This window comes from Streptomyces sp. V4I8, from assembly GCF_041261225.1.
Taxonomy (GTDB): Bacteria; Actinomycetota; Actinomycetes; order Streptomycetales; family Streptomycetaceae; genus Streptomyces.
Genome location: NZ_JBGCCN010000001.1, coordinates 774,982 through 793,375, shown reverse-complemented (window position 1 = coordinate 793,375; position 18,394 = coordinate 774,982). Strand labels below are relative to the sequence as shown.

The 18,394-nt window shown below is 71.7% G+C and carries 15 protein-coding genes and 1 pseudogene; 11 read left to right on the top strand and 5 right to left on the bottom strand.

Translation table 11 applies throughout. The features are described 5' to 3' along the window. Positions 1 to 23: 23 nt before the first annotated feature. The 4 genes from ABIE67_RS03730 to ABIE67_RS03715 all read left to right on the top strand — a co-directional run bounded on the left by ABIE67_RS03730 (position 24) and on the right by ABIE67_RS03715 (position 6,070). Positions 24 to 2,618, top strand: a complete 2,595-nt coding sequence (locus tag ABIE67_RS03730) for a thioester reductase domain-containing protein (protein WP_370253069.1) — start codon at positions 24 to 26, stop codon at positions 2,616 to 2,618. Then, positions 2,615 to 3,766, top strand: a complete 1,152-nt coding sequence (locus tag ABIE67_RS03725; RefSeq protein WP_370253065.1) for an alpha/beta hydrolase — start codon at positions 2,615 to 2,617, stop codon at positions 3,764 to 3,766. The genes ABIE67_RS03730 and ABIE67_RS03725 overlap by 4 nt, the downstream gene beginning before the upstream one ends. Positions 3,767 to 3,831: 65 nt before the next feature. After that, positions 3,832 to 4,611 carry an alpha/beta fold hydrolase gene (locus ABIE67_RS03720; RefSeq protein WP_370253060.1) on the top strand — a complete coding sequence of 260 codons (780 nt, stop codon included), beginning with the start codon at positions 3,832 to 3,834 and terminating at the stop codon, positions 4,609 to 4,611. Between the two features lie 76 nt (positions 4,612 to 4,687). Beyond that, positions 4,688 to 6,070 (top strand): endo-1,4-beta-xylanase, encoded by a 1,383-nt coding sequence (locus ABIE67_RS03715; protein ID WP_370253056.1) that lies wholly within the window; start codon positions 4,688 to 4,690, stop codon positions 6,068 to 6,070. A 61-nt stretch (positions 6,071 to 6,131) separates the two neighbouring features. On the opposite strand, the gene ABIE67_RS03710 is transcribed toward ABIE67_RS03715, so the two are convergent. Further along, on the bottom strand, positions 6,132 to 6,848 hold the full coding sequence (locus ABIE67_RS03710; RefSeq protein ID WP_370253052.1) for a lipoprotein: 717 nt from the start codon (positions 6,846 to 6,848) through the stop codon (positions 6,132 to 6,134). Positions 6,849 to 6,978: 130 nt separating this feature from the next. Here ABIE67_RS03710 and ABIE67_RS03705 point away from each other — a divergent pair, with 130 nt between their 5' ends. After that, positions 6,979 to 7,770, top strand: coding sequence for a maleylpyruvate isomerase family mycothiol-dependent enzyme (locus ABIE67_RS03705; protein WP_370253048.1), 792 nt, complete (start codon positions 6,979 to 6,981; stop codon positions 7,768 to 7,770). A 1-nt stretch (position 7,771) separates the two neighbouring features. On the opposite strand, the gene ABIE67_RS03700 is transcribed toward ABIE67_RS03705, so the two are convergent. Next, positions 7,772 to 8,398: an NADPH-dependent F420 reductase gene (locus ABIE67_RS03700; RefSeq protein ID WP_370253044.1), complete on the bottom strand. Its 627-nt coding sequence runs from the start codon at positions 8,396 to 8,398 to the stop codon at positions 7,772 to 7,774. Between the two features lie 202 nt (positions 8,399 to 8,600). On the opposite strand from ABIE67_RS03700, the gene ABIE67_RS03695 reads away from it, so the two are divergent. Beyond that, the gene (locus ABIE67_RS03695) at positions 8,601 to 9,260 is read left to right on the top strand and encodes a class I SAM-dependent methyltransferase (RefSeq protein WP_370253039.1); all 660 of its coding nucleotides are present in this window, start codon (positions 8,601 to 8,603) and stop codon (positions 9,258 to 9,260) included. Positions 9,261 to 9,285: 25 nt separating this feature from the next. Here the strand turns inward: ABIE67_RS03695 and ABIE67_RS03690 are convergent. Beyond that, positions 9,286 to 10,879: pseudogene (locus tag ABIE67_RS03690) on the bottom strand (glycerol-3-phosphate dehydrogenase/oxidase). Positions 10,880 to 10,944: 65 nt separating this feature from the next. Next, positions 10,945 to 11,544 carry a TetR/AcrR family transcriptional regulator gene (locus ABIE67_RS03685; protein WP_370253037.1) on the bottom strand — a complete coding sequence of 200 codons (600 nt, stop codon included), beginning with the start codon at positions 11,542 to 11,544 and terminating at the stop codon, positions 10,945 to 10,947. Between the two features lie 73 nt (positions 11,545 to 11,617). Here ABIE67_RS03685 and ABIE67_RS03680 point away from each other — a divergent pair, with 73 nt between their 5' ends. Both ABIE67_RS03680 and ABIE67_RS03675 read left to right on the top strand, forming a co-directional pair. Then, positions 11,618 to 13,210: an FAD-binding oxidoreductase gene (locus ABIE67_RS03680; RefSeq protein WP_370253035.1), complete on the top strand. Its 1,593-nt coding sequence runs from the start codon at positions 11,618 to 11,620 to the stop codon at positions 13,208 to 13,210. 122 nt (positions 13,211 to 13,332) lie between these two features. After that, positions 13,333 to 14,214 (top strand): YegS/Rv2252/BmrU family lipid kinase, encoded by an 882-nt coding sequence (locus ABIE67_RS03675; RefSeq protein WP_370253033.1) that lies wholly within the window; start codon positions 13,333 to 13,335, stop codon positions 14,212 to 14,214. A 46-nt stretch (positions 14,215 to 14,260) separates the two neighbouring features. On the opposite strand, the gene ABIE67_RS03670 is transcribed toward ABIE67_RS03675, so the two are convergent. Then, positions 14,261 to 14,626 carry a helix-turn-helix transcriptional regulator gene (locus tag ABIE67_RS03670; protein ID WP_370253030.1) on the bottom strand — a complete coding sequence of 122 codons (366 nt, stop codon included), beginning with the start codon at positions 14,624 to 14,626 and terminating at the stop codon, positions 14,261 to 14,263. A 269-nt stretch (positions 14,627 to 14,895) separates the two neighbouring features. Here ABIE67_RS03670 and ABIE67_RS03665 point away from each other — a divergent pair, with 269 nt between their 5' ends. The 3 genes from ABIE67_RS03665 (at position 14,896) to ABIE67_RS03655 (ending at position 18,275) form a co-directional block, all read left to right on the top strand. Beyond that, complete coding sequence (locus ABIE67_RS03665; RefSeq protein ID WP_370253028.1) at positions 14,896 to 15,501, top strand: ANTAR domain-containing protein; 606 nt, start codon at positions 14,896 to 14,898, stop codon at positions 15,499 to 15,501. 102 nt (positions 15,502 to 15,603) lie between these two features. Further along, positions 15,604 to 16,056: a flavodoxin family protein gene (locus ABIE67_RS03660; protein ID WP_370253026.1), complete on the top strand. Its 453-nt coding sequence runs from the start codon at positions 15,604 to 15,606 to the stop codon at positions 16,054 to 16,056. A gap of 221 nt (positions 16,057 to 16,277) precedes the next feature. After that, complete coding sequence (locus ABIE67_RS03655) at positions 16,278 to 18,275, top strand: DUF1996 domain-containing protein (RefSeq protein WP_370268127.1); 1,998 nt, start codon at positions 16,278 to 16,280, stop codon at positions 18,273 to 18,275. The last annotated feature ends 119 nt before the right edge of the window (positions 18,276 to 18,394 follow it).

Here is an 18,394-nt window from a genome sequence, read left to right as displayed (position 1 = left end):
GAGCAACATCATGAAGGGCTCTCATGCGTGAGGTGAACGAGGACCCGTCGGCGCACGCCGCCGTACGGGCGACCGCGGAGGCGATCGAGCGGGGCGGGGTCGGGCTCGGCGTGAACGAGTTGCTGGCCAAGGTGACGGCGGCGGGGGCGGTGGAGACGAGGACGGGCAGGGAGACGGGCACAGGCGCGGAGACGGAGGTGGGCGCGGAGACGGGCGCCGGCGCGGGCACGGGCTCAGCGTCTGGCACCGATACGGAGCCCAGTGCGCCTGCGCCGACAGCGCATCCGACCGCCGCGGGCCAGTCCGCCGTGCACCCGACCGCTACAGGCCCGACCGCCGCAGGCCCGGCCACCGAGGCCCGGATCGCCGAGGCCCCGACCGCCGACCCCCGGACCGCCGCGCCCCCGGCCACCGAGGCCGCCCCTCCCCGGGACGTCGACGCCCTCGCCGCCGCGATCGCCGACCGGGCGGGCCGCCACCTCCCCTCAGGGCACCTCGGACCGGACGCCGACTTCTTCGACGCGGGCGGCAGTTCCGTGAGCGCGGTGGAACTCGTCGCGGTGTTGGAGGACGAGTTGGGCATGGAGATCGACCTGGACGAGGTGTTCGCCGAGGCCAGGCCGATCAGCTTGGCCAGGCGCGCGCTGAGCAGCACCGGGGCGGTGGCGGTAGCGGCGGAACCGGCGACGGTCACCTCTGGCGTGACCGCCGCCCCAGTCACCCCAGTCACCCCGGTCATCCCGGTGACTCCAGCAACCCTCCCGCCCGACGCCCCCGCCCACTCAGCAGCCCGCCCCGAAGACCTCACCCAGATCCTCGCCGACCTGGCCCTCGCCGACCGCCTCCCCTTCACCGCCTCGCCCGAGCCACTGCCGCCCCGCCGCATCCTGCTGACCGGCGCCACCGGCTTCCTCGGCAGTCACATGCTGCTGGACCTGCTGCGGCACAGCGACGCCCATGTCCACTGCCTGGTCCGGGCCGCGGACGAGGAGGCGGCCACGGTCCGCCTCGGCGAGGCGCTCAAGAGCTACGCGCTGCCCTGGTCGTCGGAGGTACGCCGCCGCATCACCGTGCTCCCCGGCGACATCCGCCACCCCCACCTGGGCCTGTCCGACGACGTCTGGAACACCCTCGCCCAGGAACTGGACAGCGTCGTCGGGGTCGCGGCCGCCGTGGACTTCCTGCGTGGCTACCAGTCCCTGCGCACCAGCAACGTCCTCGGCGCCCTCACCCTGGCGGAACTGGCGGCGACCGGGCGCCCCAAACCCCTGCATCACATCTCCTCCATCGCCGTCTTCAACGAGGTCGGCATCTCCTCCATGGGCGAGGACGACCCCCTCGCCCACATCGACCGCCTCATCGCCGGCTACGACCAGACCAAGTGGGCCGCGGAGGTCGCCCTGCGCCGCGCCCGCGACCACGGCCTGGTCGTCACCGCCCTGCGCCCCGGCGGCATCGGCGGTCACACCAAGACCGGCGCCTACAACCCCCAGGACCTCAGCAGCGGCCTCATCTCGGCCTTCGGCCGTTTCCGCACCGTCCCCGCCTTCCGCTACTTGAACGCCGCCCCGGTCGACTGGGTCAGCCGCGTCGCGGTCGCCGCCATCTGCGCACCCGACGCCTGGGGCTTCGACTACAACCTCACCGGCGTCCCCAACACCCTGGACGACGTCGTACGGGACATGGCCTTCGGCGGGATGCACGTCCGTGTCCACGACTGGGACGAGTGGCGCACCGACACCCTGGCCCGTCTCCAGGCCGACCCGATCCCCGAACTGGCCTTCCTCACCCGCGTGTTGCAGAGCCCCACCGCCCTGAAGCTGTGCGAGGCGACCCTGAAGGGCCCGGCCGCGACGGCCGACCGCACCACCGCGCTCGTCGAGGCCCTCGGCCTGCCGCCCGCCGCCCGCTACGACCCACGAGCCCAGCTCAGGACATTCGAACGCCTCGCCCACGACGGCCTCGCCCGCCTCCCGCAGAAGGACGACCAGCCCTACCTGTGGTTCTCCGAGACCACCGAGGGCAGTGTCGGTCCCGTCGGCGCCGCCCCCGAGACCCCCTGCGCGCTGTCCCTCACCCTCTCCATCGCGAGCATGCACCAGCTCGTGACGGACCGCCGCGTCGACGTCCGCGGCGAGGTCACCTGCCCGGCCCTGCACCCCGAGCCGTTGACCGTGGCACGCGGCGACATCTGGGTCCGCCCCGAGGAGGGCATCCCGCAGCGGCACGGCCTGCGTCACCAACTCCTGCGCTACCGGCTGGAGTTGACGGACGCCGACGGTGGCCGCTGGTGGCTGGAGGGCCACAAGTACGCCCGAGCCCGCCGCGACGTCTGGCGGCAGACCCGGGCCCTGACCGTGGCACTCGGCCGCGAGGGCGAACCGGCGAGCCTCGCGGGCGAGGTCGTCGTCCCCGCGGACTCCTACGTACGCGACCAGATCGACGGCATCAAGGTGGATCCGCGCCTGACCAGCCAGGAGAAGCGCGCCGCCAAGCTGACCTGGCTCGCCTGGTTCGGCCTGGAGATGGGCCGCGGCCTGCTCGGACCCTTCGCCCGGGCGGCAGCGGACCTGCTCGACCTGCGCCGCACCCAGACCCCCACGGAGCACCGCCGATGATCTTCCGGACGACGAACCCCAGAACCACCAGGCCGGCGCTGCGCAAGGTCAGGACCACCACGACCCTGCGCCCCCTCCGCCACCGCCTCGACCCGGCGAAGGTCGAGGAGATCCCGTTCCACACCACGGACGGCGTACGCCTCGGCCTGACCCGCGTCGACACCGGCGACCGCGCCCCCGCTCGCGACCGCCCCGCCGTCCTGCTGCTGCACGGCCACACCGCCTCGGCCGACATGTTCCTGCTGCCCGAGACCCGCAACCTGGTCGACGCCCTCCTGGACGAGGGCCACGAGCCCTGGCTGCTCGACTGGCGAGGCAGCTGCCGCCTGCCGTACAACGAGACGGGCCGCCGCTACACCTACGACGACGTCGCCCTCTACGACATCCCCGAGGCCGTCGCCCACATCCGCACCCGCATCGGCGACCGCCCCCTCTTCGTCGTCGCCCACTGCATCGGCTCCCTCACTCTCTCCCTGAGCATGACGGCGGGCCTGGTGCCCGGCCTCGCGGGCGTGGTCTCCCAAGGTGTGTTCCTCACCCCGAAGCTCGCGGGCCGCACCTCCCTGCGCATGTCCCTGGCCGGGGAACTGCTGAAGTCCCGTATCGACCACATCCCCGTCGACTTCCGCAAGGTCGGCCTCTGGTCGAAGTACACCCCGCTGTTCGCCCTGGCCTCCCGCAAGGCGACCTGCCCGGACCCCACCTGCCAGATCCTGCACAACTCGGCCTGGGGGACCGGCGCATCGCTCTTCGTCCACGAGCACCTCACCGACACCACCCACGACCGCCTCGCCGAACTCCTCGGCCCCGCCCCGCTGTGGATCCTGCCGCACCTGCGCCGCATCGAACTGGCCCGCACCGTCGTCCGCTGGCACGACACCGACCGGCGCTACCGGTCCCTCCCGCAGAACGCCCTGGACGCGGCGGCCCGTATCGACACGCCCGTGCTGCTCCTGGCCGGCAGCGAGAACGGCCTGTGGCTCGACTCCCAGCGGCTCTGCCGCGACGTCCTCGCCCACCGCCGGCCACAACTGGACATCACCTACACCGAGATCCCGGGCTACGGCCACCTCGACACGTTCCTCGGCAGGGGAGCGGCCCTCGACGTGTTCGGGCACATCCTCGACTTCCTGGGAGAACGCCGGTGACGACACCCGGTGCGGCCGGTTACCGTACCGATCAGTAACCAAAGACCCACTCCAGGAGGCCACCCATGCCGCAGCTCGAAGTCGACGGCGCGAAGCTGACGTACGACGACGAGGGCCCCCGCGAAGGCGAGGGTGTGCCCCTGGTGTTCGTCCACGGCTGGACGGCGAACCGGCACCGCTGGGACCACCAGGTGGCCCACTTCGCCGAGAAGCGGCGCGTCGTCCGGCTGGACCTGCGCGGGCACGGGGACAGCAGCGGGGCGGGGGCGCGCAGGGTCGACGATCTGGCCGAGGACGTCCTCGCCCTCCTCGATCACCTCCAGGTCGAGCGGTTCGTGATCATCGGCCACTCCATGGGCGGGATGATCGCCCAGACCATCGCCCTCGCGCACCCGGAGCGCGTCGAGCGCATGGTGCTGGTGAACTCCATCGGCAAGATGGCCTACAGCCGGGGCCGAGCCCTGCTGATGGCCGCCTCGACGCTCGCCCCCTTCAAGCTGTTCGTCGCCGCCAACATCCAGCGCGCCTTCGCCCCCGGCTACCCGCGCGAGGAGATCCGCGAGTACATCCGCGCCTCCGCCGACACTCCCCGCGAGGTCGTCATGACGCTCTACGGCGCCATGCGCGCCTTCGACGTGCTGGACAGGGTCGGTGAGATCCAGGCACCCACGCTGATGGTGCACGGCTACCACGACATCCAGCTACCCCTTGCCCAGATGCTGCGGATGGCCAAGGCCTACCCGGACGCGGTGATCCGCGTCCTGGACGCCGGCCACGAACTGCCGGTGGAGAAGCCGGCCGAACTGACGGCGGCACTCGACCGGTTCCTCTGTGACTCCTGTTGACGGCGGGGAGTGGTGCTCCTAGGGTCTGCCGCGAAATTCGGAAATAACTCCGAAACTTTCGGCAGAGAGGGACGAGATGGTGACCCGCACTTCCATCGACCCGCCTCCCGAGCGCCGGCCCCGGCGCTCGCGCACCCGCACCGCCCTGGCCGTCGGCATGGCGGGCCTGCTCGCCACGGCCGGCGTCACCGCACTCGCGGGCACCGCCCAGGCCGCGAGCACCCTCGGCGCGGCCGCCGCCGAGAAGGGCCGCTACTTCGGCGCCGCGGTCGCGGCGAACCACCTGGGCGAAGCCCCGTACGTCTCGACGCTCAACACCGAGTTCAACTCGGTGACGCCGGAGAACGAGATGAAGTGGGACGCCACGGAGCGCACCCGCGGCACCTTCACCTTCGGCTCTGCCGACCAGGTCGTGAACCACGCCCTGAGCAGGGGCATGAAGGTCCGCGGCCACACCCTGGTCTGGCACTCCCAGTTACCGAGCTGGGTCGCCGGCCTCGGCACCGCCGACCTCAGATCGGCGATGAACCACCACATCACCCAGGTCATGCAGCACTACAAGGGCAAGATCCACTCCTGGGACGTCGTCAACGAGGCCTTCCAGGACGGCAGCAGCGGTGCGCGGCGCAGCTCGCCCTTCCAGGACAAGCTCGGCAACGGCTTCATCGAGGAGGCGTTCCGCACCGCCCGCGCCGCGGACCCGGCCGCCAAGCTCTGCTACAACGACTACAACACCGACGGCGTCAACGCGAAGAGCAATGCCGTCTACAACCTGGTCAGGGACTTCAAGTCCCGGGGCGTACCGATCGACTGCGTGGGCTTCCAGTCCCACTTCAACAGCGCCTCACCGGTGCCGTCCGACTACCAGGCGAACCTCCAGCGCTTCGCCGACCTCGGCGTCGACGTGCAGATCACCGAGCTGGACATAGAGGGCTCGGGCACGGCACAGGCCAACAGCTACACCAACGTCGTACGGGCCTGTCTGGCGGTCTCGCGCTGCACCGGCATCACCGTCTGGGGCGTCACCGACAAGTACTCCTGGCGCGCGAGCGGAACGCCCCTGCTGTTCGACGGCAACTACAACAAGAAGCCGGCCTACGGCGCGGTCCTGACCGCGCTCGGCGGCTCCTCATCCGGCGGCGGCACACCCGGCGCCGCCTGTACGGCGACCTACAGCAAGGCCGAGGAGTGGAGTGACCGCTTCAACGGCAAGGTCACCATCACCGCGGGCAGTTCCGCGATCAGCAACTGGACCGCGACCGTCACCGTGACGGCCCCGCAGAAGGTCTCCGCGACCTGGAACGGCACACCCAGCTGGGACAGCAGCGGCAACGTCATGACGATGAGGCCGAACGGCAGCGGCAGCCTGGCCGCCGGCGCATCGACGAGTTTCGGCTTCACGGTCATGAAGAACGGCACCAGCACGGCCCCGGCGATCGGCTCCTGCACGGCCTCCTGACCGGCCCCGGACCGGTGTCCGGCGCGGCGCCTGTTCCGCCCGCGCCGGACACATCCGTCGCTCAGCCGACGCGCAGGGTCTTCTTGGCCAGTTCGTACGCCGGCAGCATCCCCCGGTGCTCCTCGGTGTCCATCCCGCCGAGGCGGATGACGACCGGCCCCTCCTCGGTGGTGACGGCCAGGGCGCTCTCCTCCTTCGTCTCCTCCAGGAGCTCGCTCGTGACGAGGTACTTGACCTCGGCCCCGGCGATGTCGCCCGCCTTGAACGCGCTGTACTTCGCCTTGCTCACGCCCTTCTCTTCTGCCAGGAAGGCTTCGAGCACGGTGCGTGCGTCGTCGGCACCGGGCTTGCCCGTCCAGATGCGCAGGAAGCCGATGTTGCCCGCCGGCTTGGCGTCGACCTCACAGGCCGCCGTGACCGGGCCCTGACGCAGGAGTGCGTCGGCGATCTCCTGGGCCAGCTCCTCCTCCTCGGCAGCGCCGGAGCCGTCACCGCTGTCGGCCGACTTGTCCTTGTCCGTCCCGGCGTCGACGGCCTCCGCCTGCCAGTACTGGGCGATGTCGAAGGTGACGGGGAGCTCGCAGGCCGATCCGGCGGCGCCGATGGTGCCCCCGCTCTTCACCGCCGTATCGCCGTCACTCGCCGCCTCGGCCGAGGCCGTAGCGCTCGCCGTCGTCTTCGTGTCGTCCTCGGCCGCCCCCGAGCAGCCCGTCAGCACCCCGGCCAGCAAGGCCACCTGGGCCATCCGACGACGTGCCTGTCTTGCCCCCACCAGCATGGTGTTCTCTCTCCCCACCCGATCCTGCCTGCGGATCTCGTTTCAGGCGGCATACGGTATCCGAGACCACTGACAAGGCGGCGCGCGGTCCCCCGGCCGATCACATCGCGGCCTGCGGCAAGATGAGGCGATGACCTCGCTGAGCTTCGACCGCTACTGCGACGAGATCGTCTCCCAGACCGAGCGGCTGACCTCCCATGTGCGTGGCGCGGACATGACCGCTCCGGTGCTCTCCTGCCCCGGCTGGAACCTCGGCCGGCTGCTGCGGCACGTCGGCGGCGACCACCGCTGGGCGGAGGAGCTCGTGCGCACCCGGTCCACCGGCCCGCTCCCCGACGACCTGGTCAACGACCTCTCCGCCTACACCCACGAGGACGCGACCGTCCTGATCCCGTGGCTCACCGAGGGCGCGGCACGGCTCAGCGCCGCCCTCCGCGCCGCAGGACCCGACGCCCTGGCGTGGAACCCCTCCGAGGAGCGGCCGGCGCCGGTGGCGTTCTGGGCACGGCGCATGACCTACGAGACGGTCGTGCACCGGGCCGACGCGGCGCGGGCCGCCGGAGCCGAGTTCGCTCTCGACCACGACCTCGCCGTCGACGCGGTGGAGGAGTGGCTGGAGTACTCCACCTTCCCCGAGGCCTTCGAGCCCCACCCGGACCTGCCCGACCTGCTCGGCCCCGACCGCACGCTCCAGTTCGACGCGACCGACGCCGGAGAGTGGCTGGTCGACCTCACCGGCGAGCGCCCCGTCCTGCGCTCCGGGGCCGACGGCGCCACCGCGACGGCACGCGGACCGGTGACCGATCTGCTCCTGTACTTCTACAAGCGGCCGACGACCGCCGTCGAGACCAAGGGCGACACGGCACTCCTCGACCTTTGGCGGATCCGCTCCGGGTTCTGGCTGGAGGCGCCGGAGCACTGACCTAGTCGGCGGCGCGGGGGACCACCTTGATGTTGAACGTGTGGGCGCCCAGTCCGCCGGCGATCCCCATGAAGAGCAGAGCGAAGTGCTCCTGCCCGCGTGCGGTGGTGATGCCCCCGATGTCCAGCTGGGACGACCGGGGCCAGCCCAGGTCGGTGAGCAGCCGGCCGGTGAGAAGTTTGGCTTCGGCGTCGTCGCCCGAGAGGAAGACCGTACTCGGCCCCTCGAGACTGTCCGGGGCGATCATCGCGGTCGAGTCCATCGTGCACAGCGTCTTGACGACGGGGGTCAGGGGGAAGGCCTCCTGGATCTGTTCGCCCAGGCTGCTGTTGGGGTGCGAGAGCTCGGTGTAGTCATCGGTGAGGCCGACGCCGACGTCGACGAGTACCTTGCCGGCCAGGGCCGACGCGCCGATGGAGTGCAGCAGTTCCACGGACACGTTCCCCGGGGTCGCGTTCACGATCACTTCCGCGTGGGCCGTCGTCCCGCCCAAGTCCGCCACGGGCAGGCCGAGATCCGTCCGTCCCGTCGGTTCACGGGATCCGAGCAGGATGTCGTGTCCTGCGGCTCGCCAGCCCTGGGCGAGCGCGCGTGCGACGTTGCCGGTTCCTAGCAGTCCGATACGCATGGCTCGACGCTAAGCGGCGCTGCCGGCCCGGGGAATCGGGCCGCGGGCCCAGGAGGACCGGCACCAAGGTCGTAGTCCTGTGGTCCTGTGGCCGTGTTCTCCCGGCGGTTTGCCGAACCGGCAAGACTGTTTGTCGCGCATCGGAGCGTCCCGCAGGCTTCTTCAACGTGAACGCAACCACCTCTGCGCACCGGGAGATGCCATGACCGAGACCCCCGCTCCGAAGACCGTCGACGCTTCGAAGGCCGCCGAGTTCTGGGAGGGCCGCTACCGGGACGGCGGCCGCTTGTGGAGCGGCCGCCCCAACTCGCTGCTCGTACGGGAGGCCTCCGCCCTGCGGCCGGGCAGCGCGCTCGACCTCGGCTGCGGCGAGGGCGCCGACGCCGTATGGCTCGCCTCGCGCGGCTGGCGCGTCACCGGCGTCGACATCGCGCACACGGCTCTGGAGCGCGCCGCCCGGCATGCCGCCGAGGCCGGCGTGAGCGGCCGTACGGCCTGGGAGCGCCACGAGTTGGGAGAGACATTCCCCGAGGGATCCTTCGACCTGGTCAACGCCCAGTTTCTGCAGTCGCCGGTCGCCCTCGACCAGCCGCGGATCCTGCGGCAGGCCGCCGCGGCGGTCGCGGCGGGCGGCACCCTGCTCCTCGTCATGCACGCCGACTGGCCGTCCTGGCAGAGCGAGCCCCCCTTCGAGGCGGAGTTCCCGACGCTGCGGAGCGTCCTCGACGAACTCGCGCTGCCGGAGGCCGACTGGACCGTGGAGACGCTGGACACGGTACGCAGTGTGAGCGTGTCGCCCGAGGGCGTGGAGGGCTTCCGGGACGACAACGTGTGGCGTATCCGGCGCGGCGGCGACGCCTGACGCGTCCCACGGGATGCCCTTGCCCCTACACCTCACCCACCTGCGTCGACACCTCGCCCAGTACCTGACGTACGGCGTCCAGCGCCGCCTCGCGGTCGGCCGGCACCAGCCCGATCCGGGTACGCCGGTCCAGCAGATCGGCCTCGTCCAGGGCGCCTTCGTGGCGTACGGCCCACAGCAGTTCGGCGCCGGTGACGGGATGACCCGGCAGTACGGGTTCGCCCAGCCGGGGGTCGCGTACGCCGAGCGCATGGACGGCCGGTGCCTCCGTGCCGTAGCGCTGGACAAGGCGACGCGGCGCCCGTACCGAGCCGAGCGTGCCGGGTGACGCGGCGCCGACCAGGGGGAGCGAGGCGGTGGGGGAGGGGCCGGCGGTGAGCCGGTGGGTCGCGACGGCGGCGTCCACCGCGTCCTCCGCCATCCGGCGATAGGTCGTGAGCTTGCCGCCGACCACCGTGATCACGCCGTCCGGCGAGGTGAGGACCGCGTGCCGGCGGGAGATGTCCGCGGTCCGTGGTGCCGCGCCGGAGCCTGCCTCCGGGCTGGTGTCGAGGAGGGGGCGCAGTCCGGCGAACGCGCCGACCACGTCGTCGCGTTGGACCGGGACGTCCAGGGACGGAGCCCAGGACGTCGAGGAGGAAGCCGATGTCCGTCTCGGGTACTTCGGGCACGTCGGGGATGTCGCCCTCGACGGGCTCGTCGGTGAGTCCGACGTAGACCCGGCCGTCGCCCTGGGGCAGCACGAGGACGAAGCGGTTGGTCTCGCCGGGGACCGGGACGTGCAGCCCCGCGGGCAGGGGGCCGAGGTGGTCGGAGCGCAGGACGAGGTGGGTGCCGCGGGAAGGGCGGATCCGGATGCCGTCCACCAGGTCACCCGCCCAGACGCCGGACGCGTTGATCACGACGCGGGCCCTGATCTCGCCCTCCTCGCCGGTGAGTTCGTCACGTATCCGGGCCCCGGACGCGGTGAGCTCCAGAGCCCTGACGCGGGTCAGGATCCGCGCTCCGTGTGCGGCGGCGGTGCGGGCGATCGCGGTCACCAGGCGGGCGTCGTCGGTGAGCCGGCCGTCCCAGGACAGCAGGCCGCCGCGCAGGCCCTGGGTGCGCAGGGCGGGGGCGAGGTGCCGGGTCTCCACCGCGGAGAGCCGGCGCGGGGCGGGCAGGGTGGCGCGGGCCGTGCGGGCGGCCAGGCGCAGGGTGTCGCCGGCCCGGAACCCGGCCCAGGCCAGGGCGGACTGACCGCGGGAGACCAGGGGCGTCAGGGGCAGCACGAAGGGCTGGGCCCGCACCAGGTGCGGCGCCGTGCGCTCCATCAGCACACCGCGCTCGACCGCGCTTTCGTGCGCCACGTCGAACTGTGCCGAGGCGAGATAGCGCAGCCCGCCGTGGATGAGCTTGCTGCTGAACCGGGAGGTGCCGAAGGCCAGGTCCTGGGCGTCGACGGCGGCCACCGTCAGACCGCGGGCCGCGGCGTCCAGGGCGGCGCCGGCACCCGTCGCGCCCAGCCCGACGACCAGGACGTCCACGGCCGGACCGCCGACGGTCTCGGCCAGCTCGCGCGAGCGACGGGCGGCGGACAGCGACGACCCAGGGATCGACGCAGGGAGCGACCCCGGGATCGGCCCGGGAACCGATCCGGGAACGGATGCGGAAACGGGGCCGGGAAGCGGGGGAGTGGCGGGGCTCATGGCGTGAGGGTCCTTTCCAGGATGCTGCGCAGTTCCGCCAGGAAGGCCTCACTGCTCAGGTCGGCGTCGTCCTCGTCGGTCATGGTCCGCAGGGACAGGGTGAAGGACTGGACGATCAGCAGCAGGGCCCGCGCCTGCCGTTCGACATGGCCGGGGCGCACCGACCCGTCGGCGTGGCCGTCGCGCACGGCGCCGGCCAGCAGCGCGATGAGGGCCTCCTGGCTCGCGCCGCGGCGGTCGAGGACGTAGGGGAGCAGCAGTTCCGGGTCGACGTCGATGATCTTCCGGAAGAGCGGGTGGACGCGGAAGGCCTCCACCCCGGCCACCAGCCCGTCGACGATCAGGCCGCGCGCGTTCGCCCCGGGCCGCCGCTCGGGCATGGCCCCGGTGGCCACCGCGACCCACTCCCGGGTCATCAGGTCCCCCACCAGGGACCGCACATCGGGCCACCGCCGGTACAGCGTCATCCGGGAGACGCCGGCGCGGCGGGCCACGTCGGTCAGCGTCGTACGGCGGACTCCGACGGCCAGGACGCAGTCGCGCACCGCGTCGAGCACCGCGTCGCTGTCCGAGTGGTTGTGACGAATAGGCGTCATGTGTCACAGTGTAACGCCTGCGAGGCCGTCCGGAACACGGCATCGCTCGAATCGACCGGTGAGGACGACAGCCATGGACATGCTGTGGAGCGGCTGGGGCGACCCGGCCAAGGCGGCGCCGCTGCCCGAGACCGTGACCGGGCTGCTGCGCGATCTGCTCGGCGTCAAGCCGCGCACCGCCGGTCCGGTCGCCCTGGAGGACCTCGTCGTACCCGAGCCGCGGCTCGAACCCGCCGTACGCCAGGCCCTGTTCACCGCGGTCGGCGGCGAGGAGCACGTCCGTACCGACGCGGAGACCCGTGTCCGCCACACGCGCGGCAAGTCCACCCCCGACCTGCTGCGCATCCGCGACGGCGAAGTCGACGACATCCCCGCGGCCGTCGTACTCCCCGCCGACCACGACCAGGTACTCGCCGTGCTGCGCGCCTGCGCCGAACACCGCCTGGCGGTGGTCCCCTTCGGCGGCGGCACCTCCGTCGTCGGCGGTCTCGCCCCCGGCCGGCGGAGCCCCTTCGTCGCGCTGGACCTTCGGCGCATGAACCAACTGCTCGCCCTCGACGAGGTCTCGCGCACCGCCACCCTGGCGCCCGGCCTGCGCGCCCCCGAGGCCGAGGCGCTGCTGGCCGAACACGGCTTCACCCTCGGCCACTTCCCCCAGTCCTACGAGTGGGCCACCATCGGCGGATTCGCCGCCACCCGCTCCAGCGGCCAGGCGTCCGCCGGCTACGGCCGCTTCGACGAGATGGTCCTCGGTCTGACCCTCGCCACCCCCGAAGGCACCATCGACACGGGCCGCGCACCGCGCTCGGCGGCCGGACCCGACCTGCGCCAGCTCCTGCTCGGCTCGGAAGGGGCGTTCGGCGTCATCACCTCCGTCACGGTGCGGATCCGTCCCGTCCCCCAGACCTGTGTGTACGAGGGCTGGCGCTTCGCCTCTTTCGAGGAGGGCGCCGCGGCGCTGCGCCGCCTCGCTCAGGACGGCCCGCGCCCCACGGTGCTACGGCTGTCCGACGAGACCGAGACCCTGATCGGCCTCGCCCAGCCCGACGCGATCGGCGCCGGGGAGCAGCCCGCGGCCGGATGCATGGCGATCACCGGCTACGAAGGCACGGGCGAGGACACCTCGTACCGCAGGGAGCGGGCCGCCGCAGTCCTGCGCGCGTGCGGCGGTACCCCGCTGGGCGAGGAGCCCGGACAGCGCTGGGCGCACGGCCGCTACTCGGCCCCCTACCTCCGCGACGCCCTGCTGGACGCCGGGGCGTTCGCGGAGACCCTGGAGACGGCGACCTTCTGGTCACGTGTCCCCGAGCTGTACGCGTCCGTCCGCGACGCCCTCACCACCACGCTCACCGAGGCCGGCACCCCGCCCCTGATCATGTGCCACATCTCCCACGTCTACGAGAACGGCGCCTCGCTGTACTTCACCGTCGTCTCGGCCCAGGGCGACGAGCCGGTGGCGCACTGGGAGAGGGCCAAGCACGCCGCCAACGAGGCGATCCTCGGCGCGGGCGGCACGATCACCCACCACCACGGGGTGGGCACCGACCACCGGGACTGGTACGTCCGCGAGGCGGGCCCTCTGGGGATCGAGGCGCTGCGTGCCGTGAAGCGACGAGTGGACCCGGCGGGCGTGCTCAGCCCCGGCGTCCTCCTGCCCCTCGACTGACCCACCGGCCGGCCACCCGCCGTCCACCGGACCATTCGTCCACCGGATCGTCCATCCACTGGATCATCCGCCCACCCGCCCGCCTCCGGCAGCGCCCTCCCGTCGGCCCGAAAGGCACATCGATGCGACAGTTCACCGCCATCGTCAACCCCACGGCGGGGGGATCCGCCTCAGCTGCCGCACTTCTGAACGTGGCCCGGCCGCTGCGGGAGGCCGGCGCCGACCTGGAGACCGAGTACAGCCGCAGCCTGGAACACGCCCGGGAGCTCGCCCGGGACGCCGGAGAGCGGGGCCGGGTGGTGCTCGCCGTGGGCGGCGACGGCATCGCCGGCGGCATCGGCGGCGCCCTCAGCGGCACCGACGCCCTGCTCGGCCTCGTCCCGGCCGGCCGCGGCAACGACTTCGCGCGGGCACTGAACCTGCCCACCGACCCGGCAGCGCTCGCCCAGGTCCTGCTCCACCACGAGCCCCGGCAGGTCGACACCATCGAGGTCGAGTCGGCCGTCCATCACCGCACGGTGGTCCTCGGCAGCGTGTACGCCGGCGTCGACGCGCTGGCCAACCGCCACGCCAACAACGCCACACTCCTGCGCGGAGCGGCTTCCTACTACGCGGGCGGCCTGCGCGCCGTCACCACCTGGCGCGCCGCGCGCTACCGGGTCACCGTCGACGGCCAGGAACATCTGCACACCGGCTACACGGTCGTCGCCGCCAACTCCGGCTACTACGGTTCTGGTCGCCACATCGCCCCCGACGCCCGCGTGGACGACGGCCTGCTGGACATCGTGATGATCCGTGAGGCACCGCGCCGGCTGTTCTTCTCCCTGATGAACGACCTCAAGACGGGCGCCCACGTCCACCGCCCGCAGGTGGAGATCCTGCGCGGCAGGGAGATCCGTATCGCGGCCGACCGCGAGGTGCCCTACGGCGCGGACGGCGAGGTCGAGGCGACCCTCCCGGTCACGGTCAGAGTCCTGCCTGGAGCACTGCGCGTCCTGTGCTGAGCCCGAGCCTCAGCTGATTCCGCCGCCGGCCGTGGCCGGTGACCGCTCAGCCGCCGTCCACAGGCATCCGCGGACGCGCCGCCCTCAGCTGCTGCGGGGCGGTGCCGCGTGCGGCTTCGGCCTGGACGAGGAGCGAGAGCAGTTCGGCCACCTTCAGACCGGCCTCCGCGGGGTGCCGCAACACCTTGCCGGGGTCGATCCGGTAGGTGTTGGTGCGCCCCTCGCGGGTGTGCGACAGATAGCCGTCTCGCTCCAGATCGGAAATGATCTTCTGGACGGCCCGTTCCGTGAGCCGGCAATGCGCGGCGATATGGCGGATGCGGACGTTCGGGTTGTCGGCAATGGCCGCCAGCACGCGGGCGTGGTTGGTGAGGAATGTCCATCCGGTGTGCGGCTCAGGGACTCCATCCATGTGCCAACCCTACGACTGAGGGTTCACGTATACAAAAACACGCACTGCATTTCATGTATCTGTTGACGTGTTCGGCAGTTCGGGTTCACTCTGGTACGGACGACGACGGGGAGCACCTTGAGGGAGAGGCGGTCATGCCGGAGCTCGCGTCCTCTGCGCACCCCCCCAACGGGGGCGCTGTCGATCGTGCGGACACCGAAGGTGCCTCGGGGGCCGGCCCGCTGTGTGTGTTGGTCACCACCGGCCGCACGGACAGTGACAGGGTGAGGGTGACGGTCTCAGGGGAACTCGACCTCGACGCCAGTGAGCGGCTTCGAAGCGTCCTGCGCGACGCCCTGAGCCGCTCGGTCCGTGGCATCGAACTGGATCTGCAGGGCGTCTCCTTCTGCGACTGCTCGGCCCTCAACATCCTGCTCTATCTGCGCAACAGAGCTTTGGAGCAGTCCAAGACGGTCGTCATCCACTCCACCAGTGCGGTGGTCGACCGCCTGCTCACCCTGACCAGCACGCACGCGCTCTTCGGCCACCCGGACCCGGACGAGGAGGCGGCGGCCGGGCACGCCCAGGAAGCGGCCCAGGACCAGGGCGTCTCCGAGGACGCCCATCACGACCTGCGGATCGAAGTGGCCCAACTGCGACGGGCCATGCAGACCCGGCCGACCATCGACCTGGCCCGCGGCATCCTCATGGCCTCCTTCAGCCTGAGCTCCGACGAGGCCTGGACGGTCCTGGTCACGGCCTCCCAGAACACCAACACCAAACTGCACTCCCTGGCCGGGGACCTGGTCACCGCGGTCAAGGGCGACGCGCTCTCCGACGAGTTGCAGGAACATCTGTCGGCCGCGGTCGCCCGGATCAGCTCCGCCGCCCCCTGAGTACTGAGGGCGACAGCGGTACCGAGGGCCACACCGGTGCCGAGAACGACACCCCGAACGGCAGGGTTGCGCCGCGCGGCGCCACACCGGCAGGGTTCGGATGTGCCCACCTTGCTGATCGTGCATCACACGCCCTCGCCCAACTGCCAGGCCATGCTCGAAGCCGTCATCTCCGGCGCGACCGCGCCGGAGATCGAGAACGTCGAGGTCGTGCGGTGCCCGGCGCTGTCGGCCACGCCCTCCGACGTGCTCGCCGCCGACGGTTACCTCCTCGGCACCCCGGCGAACCTCGGCTACATCTCCGGAGCCCTCAAGCATTTCTTCGACCAGGTCTACTACCCGTGCCTGGACGCGACACAAGGCCGGCCCTTCGGCTACTACGTGCACGGCGGCAGCGATGTCACCGGGGCGGTGCGGGCGATCGAGTCGATCACGACGGGCCTCGGCTGGCGCCGCACGGCGAAACCGGTGACCGTCACGGGCGGGCCCGCCAAGTCCGACACCGAGGCCTGCTGGGAGCTCGGGGCGACGCTCGCCGCCGGCCTGATGGACTGACCTGGACCACAACACCCCGTAACGACCAGGGTGTTTACCCTCCCCGTGAGAAATTTCTGTGAATCCGTGAGGCGTTTGAACACGACGCGGCCCGTCTCCGTATAGGACCGGGGGATTTTCATGCCCTGACCGACACGAGGCGTAGGAGTACTTCCTTGGGACGCAGCACGCGAAGACGCCCCACGGGCGCACGGCGCGCGACCTTTGCAGCGGTCGCGCTGATGTTGGGCGGCGGCGGCCTGGTCGCGGCCAACGTCTATGCCTCGGCGACCGAAGACGGCGGAACGGACCCGGCCCGGACGCTGTCCTCCCCGGCCGGCACGATCGACTGCCCGGACGTCGGCAGCGAACTGACGGCCGTGCCGGACACGGCGAAGGAGGACGTGGCCAAGGAGCTCGCCCTACTGGACCAGCAGATCGCCGACGCCTACCAGCGGTTGCAGGAGTCGGCTCAGGCCATCCAGCAGGACGCCGGCTTCGCCGACAGCGCGATCATGAATCCGCTGAAGGAGAAGCGCGCCGCGACCATCGAGCGGATCGCCATCGCCGTCGACCGCGTGGGAGACCGGCCGCAGGGCCTGGAATCCCTCGCCCCCTGCACCCTGCGTGCCGCCGACAACGGCACGGGTGACAGCGGGAACGGCGACGCCCAGGAAGAGGGCGGCGACAACCAGGAGGGCGCCGACCAGGGCGAACAGCAGCCCGGTAACGGCGGACAGCCCGGCAACGGCGGACAGGCGGGCAACGGCCCGGTCGCCGCCGACTACGTGGACATCACCGCCGTACAGCCGAACGTGTCCAGCCCGGCCCTTCAGAAGGGCGCATCCCGAGGCACCTTCGCCACCAGCTGCGGCGTCAACGAGAACGGCCTGTTCAACTCCGACAACGTGATCGTGGCCCCCGGCGTCTCCAACGGCGCCCACCACTTCCACGACTACATCGGCAACCAGTCCAACGACGCCTTCGCGAGCGACGAGGACCTGGCGAACGCCGAGACGAGCTGCGTCGACCAGGGCGACAAGTCCACGTACTACTGGCCCGTGATCCGCCTCCAGAACGGCGCCCAGGAGCAGGACGCCAACTCGCCCGGCGGCGGCATCGAGGGCAACGCCGGCGAGATCGTCACCCCCAAGGACGTGACCCTGACGTTCGTGGGCAGCCCGCGTGGCAAGGTCACCGAGATGCCGCGCCTGCTGCGCATCATCACCGGCGACGCCAAGGCGTTCGTCAACGGTACCGCCAACGCCAACGCCTCCTGGAGCTGCACCGGCTTCGAGGACCGGCAGCTGAAGGACAAGTACCCGCTGTGCCCGCAGGGCAGCGACGTGGTGCGCACCTTCAAGTTCCAGAGCTGCTGGGACGGACAGAACATCGACAGCGCCAACCACCGCACCCACGTGGCGTTCGCGGCGGCCGACGGCAGCTGCCCCAGCGGCTTCGAGGCCATCCCGCAGCTCGTGCAGCGGATCGTGTACGACGTCGACGCGCCGAGCCTCCAGGACGGCGGCCGTACGACCCCGCTGTTCGCGGTGGACTCCTTCCCCGAGCAGCTGCACAAGCCGGTCACCGACCACGGCGACTTCATCAACGTCTTCGACGAGGACCTGATGGCGCAGATGGTCGACTGCATCAACGAGGGCCGCGAGTGCGGAGCCGGGGCCGACGACGGAGGCGACCCGGGCCAGGAGGAGCCGACCCAGCAGCCGACCGAGGCTCCCACCACGCCGCCGGGCGACAACGACGATCCGGAGCCCGGCGACGGAGGCGACAAGCCCACCGAGGCGCCGGCGACCGAGCAGCCCGCGACCGACGAGCCCGCCACCGAGGCGCCCGCGACCGACGATCCCAAGACCGAGGCACCGGCGACCGAGGCACCGGCGACCGAGGCGCCCGAGACCGAACCGGCGAAGGACGACAAGCCCACCCTGTCGAGCACGGTGGCGCCCAAGGCCTACGGCACCCCGTCGGCCACCGCGGACGCAGACACGCAGGCACAGGACGGCTCGAAGGACGACGGCGCCGACGAGGCAGGCACTCCCGTGCAGACGCAGCCCGCCGCGGTCGGCGAGGAGTCCGGCGGCGGTTCGGGTACGGAGCCGCAGGCGGTCGGGGGCGACCTCGCCGAGACGGGAACCACGCTGTGGCCGGCCGCGGCCGGTGCCGTGCTCCTCATGGCCGGCTTCCTGCTGCTCATGCGGACGAGGCGCCGCGCCGGCTGACGGTGAGGTGTCGTCGTAACGGCGCCTGACGCCGGACGCTCCAGAGGGGCTCGGACCGGTCATCCCGGTCCGAGCCCCTCCTAGGGGGTTTCGAAAGTCCCGCACAGCACCCGCGGCGC

Excerpts from the sequence above, each read along its gene's own strand:
- ABIE67_RS03675 (WP_370253033.1), top strand. The coding sequence starts at position 13,333 with ATGCGACAGTTCACCGCCATCGTCAACCCCACGGCGGGGGGATCCGCC.
- ABIE67_RS03720 (WP_370253060.1), top strand. The coding sequence starts at position 3,832 with ATGCCGCAGCTCGAAGTCGACGGCGCGAAGCTGACGTACGACGACGAG.
- ABIE67_RS03715 (WP_370253056.1), top strand. The coding sequence starts at position 4,688 with ATGGTGACCCGCACTTCCATCGACCCGCCTCCCGAGCGCCGGCCCCGG.
- ABIE67_RS03680 (WP_370253035.1), top strand. The coding sequence starts at position 11,618 with ATGGACATGCTGTGGAGCGGCTGGGGCGACCCGGCCAAGGCGGCGCCG.
- ABIE67_RS03700 (WP_370253044.1), bottom strand. The coding sequence starts at position 8,398 with ATGCGTATCGGACTGCTAGGAACCGGCAACGTCGCACGCGCGCTCGCC.
- ABIE67_RS03710 (WP_370253052.1), bottom strand. The coding sequence starts at position 6,848 with ATGCTGGTGGGGGCAAGACAGGCACGTCGTCGGATGGCCCAGGTGGCC.
- ABIE67_RS03685 (WP_370253037.1), bottom strand. The coding sequence starts at position 11,544 with ATGACGCCTATTCGTCACAACCACTCGGACAGCGACGCGGTGCTCGAC.
- ABIE67_RS03670 (WP_370253030.1), bottom strand. The coding sequence starts at position 14,626 with ATGGATGGAGTCCCTGAGCCGCACACCGGATGGACATTCCTCACCAAC.
- ABIE67_RS03730 (WP_370253069.1), top strand. The coding sequence starts at position 24 with ATGCGTGAGGTGAACGAGGACCCGTCGGCGCACGCCGCCGTACGGGCG.
- ABIE67_RS03725 (WP_370253065.1), top strand. The coding sequence starts at position 2,615 with ATGATCTTCCGGACGACGAACCCCAGAACCACCAGGCCGGCGCTGCGC.
- ABIE67_RS03695 (WP_370253039.1), top strand. The coding sequence starts at position 8,601 with ATGACCGAGACCCCCGCTCCGAAGACCGTCGACGCTTCGAAGGCCGCC.
- ABIE67_RS03655 (WP_370268127.1), top strand. The coding sequence starts at position 16,278 with ATGTTGGGCGGCGGCGGCCTGGTCGCGGCCAACGTCTATGCCTCGGCG.
- ABIE67_RS03705 (WP_370253048.1), top strand. The coding sequence starts at position 6,979 with ATGACCTCGCTGAGCTTCGACCGCTACTGCGACGAGATCGTCTCCCAG.